The following is a 12158-nucleotide window of genomic DNA, read 5'->3' on the forward strand; positions in this document are numbered from 1 at the left end:
ATGGAATATAAAAATACGATAATAACACCATTACCTGACGAACAGTTACTGAATGAAGAAGAAAAGATATGGAGGGTTTCACTCCCAGCATCTGCTAAGGAATTTTTTAAACAATATAGTGGGTTGATTCCTAAGAAGAATATCTTTAGCGGAAAGTTACCTCAAGATCAGGAACGTATAATAGAACGTTTTTTATGTATTTTACATGATACTCAAAATCATACTTTGGGTATGTATGATATAGATGTAATTCTAACGCAATTAGATGAACGCTTACTGTATTCTGAAGATATTTTAGGAGTAGAATTACTACCTGTAGCGGCTTTATTTGGCGGAGACTTTGTTTGCTTAGATTATAGTCAGAGAAGGGAGAATCCTAGTGTGTGCATATGGCATCATGAATCTTCTTATGAACTTAATCCATCCACAACTTTTATCACGGATACATTTGAAGAGTTTTTAGGAATGCTATATTCTGAAGATGATATTGCAAATAGCTAGTATTTGGTTACGGAATCATGCTTTTGAGTATATGTTAAGAGTAATGCACAAAATATAACGCAGGAGTCCTATTTATGGGTGATAAATTCCTTGAGTTATTTATTGAAAAAACTTTTTATAATGAGCTATTTAATAAATTGAAATCTTACATCTACCTTCATAGAGATGAAATAAAAGTTAGATCCTACACTTTATCTTCGATATCCTATAAAGCGCTAAATGATTTTAGCGTCAAGAGTGTTTTAAAAGGACTTGGATTCTTACTACGACGAAGTCGTCAACCAGAAAGTCTTGAAAGATTGGTGTAGCATTTATGACAGCAAGTACTCGCCAAGCAACTATGGCGATATCAAAATTGAACCCCAGCGGGAGAATTGGTAGTAAGTTGTATAAGAAACTATGAAATAACTTTCAAACAGTTTTACTCATTTTTATTAGGGTATTTGGAATAAGACAGTATACTTTTCGTTCAAAAGTGTTATTTAAATGTTGATTCATTCACTTTCATTCTACAGTATAGAAGTTTGCTAGCACCACATGTTGAGGCGGTATCACTGCTTGTACGAGCTGAGGCATCAGCGAAGTAGAAGTAGATGTTCCGCCCATGGGATAGGACTCGTAGAATGAGGAGGGAAACCGACGAAATGATACGGTAAGTCCGAACCGCTGAGTGTGTAAGTTTGTTAGAGAAACGTGGATAAAACCTCAAAATATAGAGAGTAAAACTTCAGTTTTTAGAGATGAAAACCTAAACTGTTTTTAAGGAGGTAAAATATTGATAGAGAGTAGACCTGAGTTTGATAAAATCGCATCCTTTGATGAGTTTAATAAATATTACTGGTACCGTGATGAACTTTCAAAGATATGCAAGTCATTAGGACTTGAATATAGAGGTACAAAACAGGAACTTAATGATATAATTGAGCAGTACTTTAAGGGGAATTTGATTAAAAAATCATCAATAAAAAGGAATAAGAAACGAGTAGAAGTCCTCACCTTAAATACTCCCTTACTTGAATGTGGATTCTCTTTTAATGCATACTTTAGAGAATATTTCTCAACTTTAACAGAAGTTTCACCGTTTAAATTTACTGCTGATATGGCTACTGCTTGGAGAAAAGTAAAAAGCGACAATGATTTGAGTTTCACAATACAGGATATGCTAAAAGTTTATTATGGAAATTCAGATTATACCAAGTATGATCATTCAATTTGTCAATGGAACCAATTTCTAAAGGATTTCTGTGCAGACGAAAATAGTCACAATTACTCGAATAAACTAAAAGTAGCTTCTATTCTTTGGAAAGAAGTTAGAAATTCAAGTAATGAAAAAATATATTCAAAAAATCTTTTGACTGAATATGCTGATAAAATAAACGAGTATGGCAAGTAGAAATGTCAGTCTAAACTAATAGTTTGTAAGGAGGAATACCATGCTAGGAGCAATAGTTGGAGATATTGTAGGTTCAGTTTATGAATGGAACAATATCAAAACGAAAGACTTTCCATTATTTCGTGAGAATTGTTTTTTCACTGATGATACGGTCATGACCTGCGCTGTTGCTGAGGCTGTTATGATTGGTGGTCGGAAAGATGACTTTATTGATGCCATGAAAAAGTACGGCAGAATGTACCCCGATGCGGGCTATGGTACTCGGTTTAGTAGTTGGATCGATAGTGACAATCGTGAACCTTACTATAGCTTTGGAAATGGTTCTGCTATGCGTGTTTCTCCCTGTGCTTGGCTTATGGACTGTGGCTTTTGTGCAAGAACGGGTATGACACCATCAACTAGAAAGCTTGCACGACTTTCAGCAGAAGTCACCCATAATCATCTAGAAGGTATCAAAGGAGCCATGGCGACAACTGATGCTATCTTTCTGTGTCGTTATTACTTTGGAGGTTATTGCGGAGATTATGAGCAACCAATCAATGACAATCCTACAGAGTGCAAAAGACAGATCAAGGATTATATTGAGCAGGAATACGGCTACAATCTATCTCAAACTCTAGATGAAATCCGTCCTAACTATCGTTTCAATGAAACCTGCCAGGATACTGTACCCCAGGCCATTATTGCATTTCTAGAAAGCAGAGACTTCGAAGATGCTATAAGGAATGCCATCTCCCTAGGTGGCGATAGTGATACTCTTGCTGCAATTACTGGGAGCATAGCTGAGGCGGCATATGGTATTCCGGACTGGATCAAGGAACAGGCCTATTCCTATCTAGACGAGCCTTTAAAGAATGTCATTGAACGATGGGAGCTTTACATAGCAGGAAAATGATGGTTTAGTTAAGTAGAAAGGTGGCACCGATGGAATTACTTGATAAGCATAAAAAAGAAAAAGTGATAGACGTTATCACAAATATTTTAACCGCTATTCACCTGAAAAAATACGAAGACATTATGAATTATGTCGACGAATCAGAGATTGACGATTTAAATGAATTTTTTGGTTATGTTGAAAAGACATTAGAATTAAATGATTTTGATACGATTGATGAGTATGGTGTGGAATGTCATTTCAATCCGCCTTATGAGTATTCTCAATTGGAGATTTATGATTATGATGACCAGACTGGGTTTGCTGTTGATTATGATTTGACTTCAAATTCTGAATTAGTAGATATGGTGTTGCAAGCAGAGTTTCTATATACCGATAATGGCTATACAGTAAGATTTCTTAATGTCGATCCTGGTTAGGAAAAGTTTAATAAGCAATATCCTTGATACACTATTTATACAGACATTTAAGATTTTCTTGAATGTCTTTTTTGTATAAGAGTAAGATCAAAGCTTTTAAACTATAAAGTTTTCCTATCAATAGGTCAATTGTCTTTAAATGCATTTTATAAATGAATTTAAATGGTTATAGAAAGTTATTTCTAGTATGTTCGTGCTATAATAGTTTTAGACTTTTTATTTTTGGAGATATAAATGAAAAAATATAAGCATTTATTATGGCTTTCTGGCCTGGTCATCGTTTTGATTTCGCTATCTTCATTGAATGCTTGTAGTTTGGGTGTTGAAACTATTCCCCAAAATAGAACAAAGGAACAGTACGAGTTTGAGAAAACGTTTGATCTCATGTTTAAATTTTTGGAACAAGAGCAGAAGGATTTTAATGGGCTGGAAGCTTATAAAAGTAGCGTCTATATAAAAAATGGTGACGAAGTCAAAAGATATGAAATTGACCTAGATATTACCAAGGCAGATGGTAAGGGTGACTATAGAATACAAATCGGAGAAAACAAAAAAACGGTTCCCGTTAGTTATTCTAATGGCAAATTGCATTACGATTCGGAGATAGACCCTTTATTTGATGAAGAGATTCTTAATTTAGTTGTCAAAAGAGATGTTTTTGAGTCCTTGAATATAAAAAGAACGTTAAGAACTGGAACAACAGAGCTTAGTGAAATTATCTACCAGCCAGAAAATAACTCTGACCTCTTTCAGAAACTGAAAAGCAAATATGATCTACCAGAGGAAACAACGTGCCAAATTAGAATAGATCACTCAGATAAAACAAATTATGGGATTACAATACAGTTAACATCGAAAGAGATGTCTGTCAAAATTGGTTTAACTATTATTAAAAAACGGGGCTAACGATTTAGGAATGTTATTGAAAAGAGTTTTTTAACTCTGAGAAGGATTTAAAGGTGACTATGAAAGTAAAATTTAAAGAAACGAATAAAGTATTTTTCAAAATAGTAGAAGTAGAGGGAGAAAAGTATATTCTAGATTTGACGACTGTTAGACCAAAATCCTATTTCTGGGGTTCTCTTCCCGATGAAATTACTGCAAAAATGCAAAAGTTAGATAAAAGAGATATGCGTTTTGAGAGTGTAGCTCCAACTATGAGTAAATCAATTGGGGTTGCAATTGGAACAGCAATAGGGGGTTCTGGCTATCGGCTTGTGACAAATTTTTTTAGAAACAATGGGATTAGTCACAACCTTCCTTTAAAGATAGGATTATATGGCTTGTTCATCTTCCTAGCTTATCTTGCTTTCTGGTTCATTGCCATAAGAGCTCGTCATAGCGTCCAAAAAAGACTTGAGAATAAAGCTTCAAATTATCAAATAACCTTTAAACCAGTTGGAAATAAACGTCAATTAAAACATTACAAACTTCTTCCTTTTATCCTTGTTCCGACTCTTGGATGTTTTGCATTCTATCTATATACTATTAACGGAACAGAGGGAGCCTTACTTGTTATTAATAGTATTCTATTATTGGGATTTTTTACAGTGATTTTAGGCATGTCACCACTCCGAGAAAGTGTCGAAAAGCAAGAACTTGTTTTTGAAAAGATCGAGAAGTTATAAATTAAGATGAAAGATGTTTTATGATCTTCTTATGCAGGTCACATTGGGCTATTTTATCAGAAAATTAGGGAACTGATTAGAGAGAATTCTGTTAGTCAATGACTCATTTAAGGTTCAGAACTGCTCTCGTAATGCCGCATTATAATTTAGAAAAGGAGTAAAATGAATTATCTAGAAATACGCAAGAAATATGGATTTTATAGAAAAGTTGCGATTGTTTTGGCTGTTCTTCTCAGCCTTTTTGTAGCTTGGATGGTGAAAGATAGGACTATTCAAACCCTTTGTATTTTTTTCATAAATGCACTCTTATTTCTTTTTATTGCACTAATCAGAAGAGGGTATGTAAGGAGTAGCACTAAGTTACTACATATGGACTTAGATTTACCATCTTGGAAGCAATACATTGAATTGAAGAAAGTTGCAAAAAGAGCTATTATAAAAATGGATGTGACGCTAACATCTGTTGTCTATTCCTATATGATTGGTGATTTTGATGCTGCCATTAAGGAGGCTTTTGAAGCAATGACTAATCAAAAACTGAAGCCGAAATACAGGGATTTCTTTGAGAGTTACCTCATTCGCTCGAGTATTCTTGCGCATCCTGAGCTAACTAGGGACTAACTTGAACTTATGTTAAACAAAATGTCCATATCAGATCCAACTCTAGCTGAGAAAACAAAATGCGTGAGCAGTGCGCTCTACGATTTAACAATTACTCATCAAGCCAATGATTACTTTGAAGACTTGGAAAACGAATTTAAATATCAACAATTGGAAATCACTTACTATCAAGCTTTGAACTCTAAATTAAAAGGAGAGGTGAGCAGGGCGAATGAGTTGTTTAGAAAACTTGCTCAAGAAGATGAACAGCTCTATATCGTTCAGAAGTCTAAAGAATTTTTAAATAGTGAATCTATTAATTAGCGATGAATAAGTACAGAAAAGGATAAAAAGGACTAAGTGTGAAATCAAATAAATTATTGCTAATAAACGGAGTTATTTCTTTTATAGGAGCTTTAACAATTGCTTACCTTTCTTCTAAAATGTGGACATTTGAAATCATTTACTGGGTGATACCTAAGCTTGTTAGACTTTCTAGTTGGGATGGAATCTACTTTTCAACTTGTTTAATATTGCTGTTTTTTGGTTTTGTAGCATTCCTTCTTCATGATGAGAAATCAAAAGTCAATAAGAAGACTTATCAGTTTCTTTTGATTGCATCTATTATTGGTTTTATTCCGATATTAGCTGGATTTTCCAGTGTGTTCGCATTAGTTTCAGCTATTTTATACTTAATGGATTATATAAAATTGTCAAAAAAGTAAAGTAGTGGATTGCTAACAATAAGTATTTATTCTTGTTTAAGTTGAGGTTAGTGCTTGATACATTAACGTCTCTATTCTAGTTAGTGGATTCGATTTTTCAAGCATTTGGATGGCGTTTACATAACTCAAGTGATATAATTAGTTACTAGAATTTTTGTAACCATTAAAGGAGTATTATCAATGAAAAAAGCAATGTTAATTATCAACCCTACCTCTGGTGGGGAAAAGGCTTTGGATTATAAGGTTAAGCTGGAGAATAAGGCCAAAGATTATTTTGAGCACGTGGAAACCAAAATTACCGAAAAAGCGCTGGATGCAACACACTTTGCTGAGGAAGCGTCTCGTGAACAGTACGATGCAGTGCTTGTTTTCGGTGGGGATGGGACTGTCAATGAAGTTATTTCGGGTATTGCTGAGAGAGACTACACTCCGAAGTTAGGGATTATCCCTGGCGGTACGGGCAACCTCATTACGAAACTGTTGGAAATCAATCAAGACATCGATGGCGCGATTGATGAACTTGATTTTAACTTAACCAATAAGATTGATATTGGTAAAGCAAATGACAACTATTTTGGTTATATCTTTAGTATTGGTTCTCTGCCTGAGGCGATTCACAATGTGGAAATCGAGGACAAGACAAAATTCGGTATTTTAGCCTATGCTGTAAATACCATGAAGTCTGTCATGACGGATCAGGTCTTTAACATTAAGGTTGAGACAGAAAATGGAAATTATGATGGTGAAGCGAGTCATGTTTTGGTTCTCTTGACAAATTACTTCGCTGATAAGAAAATCTTTGAAGAAAACAAGGATGGCTACGCCAATATTTTGATTCTAAAAGATGCTTCTCTATTCTCTAAATTATCTGTCATTCCTGATTTACTAAAAGGGGATGTTGTTGGCAATGATAATATTGAGTATATCAGAGCGCGCAATATTAAGATCTCTTCAGATAGTGAATTGGAGTCAGATGTTGACGGCGATAAGTCGGATAATCTACCTGTAGAGATTAAGGTACTGGGCCAGCATATTGAAGTCTTTTCACAACCGAAAGAGTAGAAGGTAGAAACAAGTTTGTCTTTCACTGCTAAAACTGAATTCATATCAACGATTGGAGGAGAAATGAATTCTCTATTTGATGAATTTCGAACAATTTGTTCACATTTAAACCAAGTCGGAATCACTCCGACGCTCATGGGGTCTTTGGGGTTTGAATACCGTTCAAATGAAGAATGGCAGCCGTCTGACATTGACATTCATGTGCCTGGTGACCCTAGAGGTTGGGAAGCGCCTGATCATCTCAGGATTTATGAGTGGGAAAAGATAATGAAAGTGATGAACCGCTTAGGCTACACCTTAATAGATATTCATGAGCACGAATTCCAAAAAGATGGCGTGAGCGTTGAATTTGGGAGTATCGATTCCTTACCTGATTTTGCAGGAGTATCTGAATCAGATATAGAGTTGATTCATCTCGAGGACATCACGTTTCGTGTTCCAAGTTTGGAACAGTTTTTAAGTATTTATAAGGCTTCTTCCCAAGATTCCTATCGAAATGAGAACAATAGCAATAAGGATTTTAAAAAGATAGAGTGGCTGGAAAGACATTTGTAAATCATTAATCAGAAAGTAGTAGGTATTTAATACTTACTGCTTTTTATTTTGTAAAACAATCCACTCAAAACTATGGACAAGGCTTGAAAATAAAATTTTAAAGTAGTATACTAGAATTACAATCATGAAAACGTTTGCGCAGCAAGGTGAATAAAAGTAAACTAGGAGACAGAATAATGGAATTAACAGCCATTTACCACAGACCAGAGTCGGAGTATGCTTATCTCTATAAGGATAAGACAATGCACATTCGTATCCGGACTAAGAAAGATGATATTGAAAACATCAACTTGCATTATGGAGACACTTTTATCTTTTTAGAGGACCACTATGAAGCAAACAAGGCGATGGTCAAAGTGACTTCTGATGCCTTATTTGATTACTGGCAAGCAGAAGTTTCAGTGGGCTATGCTCGACTACAGTATCTTTTTGAACTCAAAGATAAGCAAGGTCAGAGTATTATTTATGGCGATAAGGGATGTGTTGAAAACACGCTAGAAAATCTTCATTATGAAGGAAATGGTTTTAAAATCCCGTATATCCATGAGATTGATGCTTGCCATGTTCCTGACTGGGTAGCAAAGACGGTATGGTACCAGATTTTCCCAGAACGCTTTGCTAATGGAAACCCTGAGATTTCACCTGAAGGTGCGCTAGCTTGGGATTCCTCTATCAAACCAAAGACGAGCGATTTCTTTGGTGGTGATTTACAAGGTATTATTAACCATCTGGATTACTTGCAAGATTTGGGCATTACAGGACTTTATCTCTGTCCGATTTTTGAATCCCCAAGCAATCACAAGTACAATACGACGGATTATTTCGAAATCGACCGTCATTTTGGAGATAAGGAGACCTTCCGTCGACTGGTGGACCAAGCCCATCAGAGAGGCATGAAAATCATGCTGGACGCTGTTTTTAACCATATCGGGGATCAGTCGCCACAATGGCAGGATGTTCTCAAACATGGTGAAGATTCCGTTTACAAAGACTGGTTCCATGTTCAAGAGTTCCCTGTGACAAAGGATAAGCTGGGAAACCCAAGAAAACTCCCTTACCATACCTTTGCCTTTGCCAGCTATATGCCCAAGCTAAATACGGCCAATCATCAAGTGAGGGACTATTTGCTAAGCGTTGCGACCTACTGGATTGAAGAGTTTGATATTGATGCTTGGCGCCTGGATGTGGCCAATGAAGTTGACCACCAATTTTGGAGAGATTTCCGTAAGGCTGTTTTGGCTAAAAAGCCTGACCTTTATATTCTTGGAGAGGTCTGGCACACTTCCCAGCCCTGGCTAAATGGCGATGAATTCCACGCAGTCATGAACTATCCTCTCTCCGACAGCATTAAGGATTATTTCTTGCGAGGGGTTAAGAAGTCACCTCAATTCATCAATGAGATCAATGGCCAGTCTATGTACTATAGACAGCAGATTTCGGAAGTGATGTTCAATCTTTTGGATTCGCATGATACGGAGCGCATTTTGACTACTGCCAAGGGAGATATCCAGCTTGTTAAGTCTGCCCTTGCCTGCCTCTTTTTGCAAAGGGGAACACCGTGTTTCTACTATGGAACTGAGTTGGAGTTAGGTGGAGGGCCAGACCCAGATTGTCGTCGTGTCATGCCTTGGGAACGTGTTTCCGATAGCAATGAGATGTTCAATTTTATGAAGAAATTGATTCAGGTTCGCAAGGATGCTTCAGGCATTATCCAACATGGCACCTATAGCCTAAAAGAAATCAAGCCGGACGTGCTATCTCTCGAATGGAATTATGATGGACAAAAGGTCCAAGCTATTTTTAACCAATCAACTGAAAATTATCTTGTAGATAGTGATGCTGTAGCTCTAGCAAGTCATTGCCAAGTATTGGACCAGCAACTGGTGATATTGCCTAAAGGTTTTGTGATTTTTTACTAGGGAGAAATTAAAAGTGAAAAGAAAATTCTAGTATAGAAAGCATTTTACAAACAGACTATTTGGTGTCTTGCTACAACTGATATATAATTTAACTTAGAGAGAATAGGAGGATTAATCAGATGGAATTAAAAGATTTTACAGAAAAAGAACAGGAAATGATTAAGAAAGGGCTGACTACGTCTAAGATTAGTAACAAGGAAACTGCTGAGAAAATTCTTGCGCTTGTCCCACAAGACTTGATTAAGCGCATCCCTTTTTTTGTCAGAAAACATGCTACAACACGTACTATTAAACGCATTTCAATTGAACACCCTGAACTCTACGCTGCAGCCCAAACAAGTGGTGAAATCCCAGAAAAAGAACGTGAAGAATTGCGTCAGATTATCACGACTATCTTTGAACAAAAGATGAATAAGCATAGTATTAATTAGAGAATGAAAATATATTTTATTGGCGGTTTGGGAAGTAATGTCTGTCATAGCAAGGATTTTCTTCAAGAGCTAGACTCGATTGCTTGTTTTATAAATCCATATGAAAAGTATTTTAGAGATGAAATAGAGTTGAAATCATGGTTTAAAAAGGAGATAGTTGGGGAAGAATCTATCTGTCTGATAGGCCATTCTCTCGGAGGAGATTTGGCTCGTTATTTCGCATCGGAATTTCAAGAAGTGAAAAAACTGATTCTTTTGGATGGTGGCTATTTAGATTTAGATAAGATTTTACTTTTAGATACAGAGTTAGAGGAAACCAAAAACTATATCAAGTCTCAAAACCTTTCTGACATAGATATTCTTATTTCTAAAGAAAAATCTGAAGCAAAGCATTGGTCAAAAAATATGGAAGAAGCTGTAAGACATTCCTATCATTGGAATGTGCAGTATAATAGATATGAGTTAGCTATAAATTATGAAAATATAGAAACGTTACTACAGCTACGGAGAAAAATACAAGCGTTTAAGAGAAAAGTGGGAAATACCTTGTTTATTAGTCCTCGATATCCTAATGAAGTAGCATGGATAGAAGAGGCTCTAAAAGAATTGCCAGACTATTTTGATACTATTTTTCTAGATAACTTTGATCATGAGCTTTATACTCAAGCACCTAAAGAAATTGCTTCTTTGATTAATGAGTGGCTCTCTTATTCTTAGCGAACGATTGATTGAACTATGATAATTAATATAAGATTACAGTCTACTCAGATTCAATAAAAATCGTACACCTGATGATTTGTCTGGTGAAGGAAATATTCCACAGTACAGTCGGACGGGATAGATAGAAATTGGTTATAGAATTTGTAAGAATAATAAATTTTAAACGTTAAGATGGAGGATTAAAGAGATGGGAAAAATTGAATGGAACCAGATAAAGACGCGTTTAGATGCCTTGCTGGTCATTGATGAGTATCGAACAGATCCAAACGAGACCTGGCTTCGATTGATCGTTAAGACTGAGGAAAGCTATGGACTCCGTTACCTTATCGACAACGGTTCTGGTGATTCTCTAGATGTGATCTTTACTGATAAAATCATCCTTATAAAGGGCTTTGATCATGAAAGCAGTTTGAGTCAATTTGCTGCGGATGAGTGGAATCAAGACATCATAGACGGATTTTATAGAGGACTGGATGAAAAGTATCAAAACCTATACTCAGAAGAGCAAAAAGATGAAACAACCTTCTTTATCTGGTATGACGGTCAAGAACATCAAAATACCTATCAAGATCAGGACGGTGGCGAATGGTTATTATCCTATTTCTTTGACAGTTTTGAGAAATTTCATGAGTTTGTGACGGATTACTATTCAATTACCGTAGATGAGGACTTACTTAGAAAACTTTACAATCAAGGACAGCTTTCAGAAGTAGAATTGGAGCAGTTGATTCATACTTCCTAGCTGGAAATATTTATGAAATCTGATGAAAAGAATTGATTTTCAATATCAAGTTATACTTTAAGAATTATTGAAGTAGTTAATGTCTGTAGTTCCTTTTTTCTTATGCAGATAACGACTTAAAACGATTTCTTTTTATTGTTGAAAGATATTTCGCGAACAAAAAACAAAATTCTTTAAAAAAGTTTCACAAAATCCTTTACAAGTTCTTATAAACATGATATAGTTATTAGGCTTAGAAAATGAGATGATGTTTTCTAGCAAATATAAACCCGAGTAAAAAATGCCTACGGACAGGCAGGGTTGAATGCCGAAGCGTGGTTGAAAAGCCACATTATTGATAGGGTTAAAAGCCTACTTTTATAAGTTGATGTTAGGATATTTGTCCTAATTCATAAATTTTAGTGTGGTGAAAGCACACGTCATCTTGTGAAACGATCAATAAAGTACGTAATATTTGCTACTAGAGAGTTAGGAAACATCAGGAACAGACATACTCAACAGAAACCAAAATACACACGTCAGAAGATTGCAGAGCAGGTGAAAACCTGCTCTTTTTTCATAAGTCAAC

15 protein-coding genes and 1 pseudogene are annotated in these 12158 nt (G+C 35.7%); all 16 read left to right on the top strand.

Annotated elements, in window-relative coordinates; all coding sequences use genetic code 11:
• The 16 genes and pseudogenes from EL140_RS04670 to EL140_RS04740 all read left to right on the top strand — a co-directional run bounded on the left by EL140_RS04670 (position 1) and on the right by EL140_RS04740 (position 11590).
• Positions 1-501 (top strand): SMI1/KNR4 family protein, encoded by a 501-nt coding sequence (locus tag EL140_RS04670; protein WP_000455918.1) that lies wholly within the window; start codon positions 1-3, stop codon positions 499-501.
• Positions 502-747: 246 nt separating this feature from the next.
• A pseudogene (locus tag EL140_RS09585) lies at positions 748-882 on the top strand (TipC family immunity protein); the annotation flags it as partial.
• Positions 883-1276: 394 nt separating this feature from the next.
• Entirely contained in the window at positions 1277-1894 is a 618-nt protein-coding gene (locus tag EL140_RS04680) for an SAP domain-containing protein (RefSeq protein ID WP_000573115.1), read from the top strand.
• 40 nt (positions 1895-1934) lie between these two features.
• The gene (locus EL140_RS04685; protein ID WP_000900075.1) at positions 1935-2789 is read left to right on the top strand and encodes an ADP-ribosylglycohydrolase family protein; all 855 of its coding nucleotides are present in this window, start codon (positions 1935-1937) and stop codon (positions 2787-2789) included.
• A gap of 29 nt (positions 2790-2818) precedes the next feature.
• On the top strand, positions 2819-3208 hold the full coding sequence (locus EL140_RS04690; protein WP_000421345.1) for a DUF7668 domain-containing protein: 390 nt from the start codon (positions 2819-2821) through the stop codon (positions 3206-3208).
• Positions 3209-3442: 234 nt separating this feature from the next.
• Positions 3443-4114: a hypothetical protein gene (locus EL140_RS04695; protein WP_000760104.1), complete on the top strand. Its 672-nt coding sequence runs from the start codon at positions 3443-3445 to the stop codon at positions 4112-4114.
• A gap of 59 nt (positions 4115-4173) precedes the next feature.
• Entirely contained in the window at positions 4174-4836 is a 663-nt protein-coding gene (locus EL140_RS04700; RefSeq protein WP_000865034.1) for a DUF443 domain-containing protein, read from the top strand.
• 162 nt (positions 4837-4998) lie between these two features.
• Positions 4999-5457, top strand: a complete 459-nt coding sequence (locus EL140_RS09730; RefSeq protein WP_001108323.1) for a hypothetical protein — start codon at positions 4999-5001, stop codon at positions 5455-5457.
• A 9-nt stretch (positions 5458-5466) separates the two neighbouring features.
• Positions 5467-5760, top strand: a complete 294-nt coding sequence (locus EL140_RS09735; protein WP_002874562.1) for a hypothetical protein — start codon at positions 5467-5469, stop codon at positions 5758-5760.
• Positions 5761-5798: 38 nt separating this feature from the next.
• Positions 5799-6161, top strand: coding sequence for a hypothetical protein (locus EL140_RS04710; protein ID WP_000841301.1), 363 nt, complete (start codon positions 5799-5801; stop codon positions 6159-6161).
• A 180-nt stretch (positions 6162-6341) separates the two neighbouring features.
• Positions 6342-7223 carry a diacylglycerol/lipid kinase family protein gene (locus EL140_RS04715; protein WP_000710091.1) on the top strand — a complete coding sequence of 294 codons (882 nt, stop codon included), beginning with the start codon at positions 6342-6344 and terminating at the stop codon, positions 7221-7223.
• 63 nt (positions 7224-7286) lie between these two features.
• Positions 7287-7778: a nucleotidyltransferase family protein gene (locus EL140_RS04720; RefSeq protein WP_001086579.1), complete on the top strand. Its 492-nt coding sequence runs from the start codon at positions 7287-7289 to the stop codon at positions 7776-7778.
• A gap of 176 nt (positions 7779-7954) precedes the next feature.
• The gene (locus EL140_RS04725; protein WP_000423947.1) at positions 7955-9697 is read left to right on the top strand and encodes a glycoside hydrolase family 13 protein; all 1743 of its coding nucleotides are present in this window, start codon (positions 7955-7957) and stop codon (positions 9695-9697) included.
• A 119-nt stretch (positions 9698-9816) separates the two neighbouring features.
• Positions 9817-10128 carry a hypothetical protein gene (locus tag EL140_RS04730; RefSeq protein ID WP_000420560.1) on the top strand — a complete coding sequence of 104 codons (312 nt, stop codon included), beginning with the start codon at positions 9817-9819 and terminating at the stop codon, positions 10126-10128.
• Between the two features lie 3 nt (positions 10129-10131).
• Complete coding sequence (locus EL140_RS04735) at positions 10132-10845, top strand: alpha/beta fold hydrolase (RefSeq protein ID WP_000708292.1); 714 nt, start codon at positions 10132-10134, stop codon at positions 10843-10845.
• 190 nt (positions 10846-11035) lie between these two features.
• Positions 11036-11590 carry a hypothetical protein gene (locus EL140_RS04740; RefSeq protein ID WP_000515984.1) on the top strand — a complete coding sequence of 185 codons (555 nt, stop codon included), beginning with the start codon at positions 11036-11038 and terminating at the stop codon, positions 11588-11590.
• The last annotated feature ends 568 nt before the right edge of the window (positions 11591-12158 follow it).

This window comes from Streptococcus oralis ATCC 35037 (genome assembly GCF_900637025.1).
In the GTDB taxonomy this organism is placed as follows: Bacteria; Bacillota; Bacilli; order Lactobacillales; family Streptococcaceae; genus Streptococcus; species Streptococcus oralis.

Bases quoted from the DNA above. Each gene is read 5' to 3' on its own strand.
- EL140_RS04690 (WP_000421345.1), top strand. From the start codon at position 2,819: ATGGAATTACTTGATAAGCATAAAAAAGAAAAAGTGATAGACGTTATC.
- EL140_RS04715 (WP_000710091.1), top strand. From the start codon at position 6,342: ATGAAAAAAGCAATGTTAATTATCAACCCTACCTCTGGTGGGGAAAAG.
- EL140_RS04670 (WP_000455918.1), top strand. From the start codon at position 1: ATGGAATATAAAAATACGATAATAACACCATTACCTGACGAACAGTTA.
- EL140_RS04730 (WP_000420560.1), top strand. From the start codon at position 9,817: ATGGAATTAAAAGATTTTACAGAAAAAGAACAGGAAATGATTAAGAAA.
- EL140_RS04685 (WP_000900075.1), top strand. From the start codon at position 1,935: ATGCTAGGAGCAATAGTTGGAGATATTGTAGGTTCAGTTTATGAATGG.
- EL140_RS09735 (WP_002874562.1), top strand. From the start codon at position 5,467: ATGTTAAACAAAATGTCCATATCAGATCCAACTCTAGCTGAGAAAACA.
- EL140_RS04695 (WP_000760104.1), top strand. From the start codon at position 3,443: ATGAAAAAATATAAGCATTTATTATGGCTTTCTGGCCTGGTCATCGTT.
- EL140_RS04735 (WP_000708292.1), top strand. From the start codon at position 10,132: ATGAAAATATATTTTATTGGCGGTTTGGGAAGTAATGTCTGTCATAGC.
- EL140_RS04725 (WP_000423947.1), top strand. From the start codon at position 7,955: ATGGAATTAACAGCCATTTACCACAGACCAGAGTCGGAGTATGCTTAT.
- EL140_RS04740 (WP_000515984.1), top strand. From the start codon at position 11,036: ATGGGAAAAATTGAATGGAACCAGATAAAGACGCGTTTAGATGCCTTG.
- EL140_RS09730 (WP_001108323.1), top strand. From the start codon at position 4,999: ATGAATTATCTAGAAATACGCAAGAAATATGGATTTTATAGAAAAGTT.
- EL140_RS04720 (WP_001086579.1), top strand. From the start codon at position 7,287: ATGAATTCTCTATTTGATGAATTTCGAACAATTTGTTCACATTTAAAC.
- EL140_RS04700 (WP_000865034.1), top strand. From the start codon at position 4,174: ATGAAAGTAAAATTTAAAGAAACGAATAAAGTATTTTTCAAAATAGTA.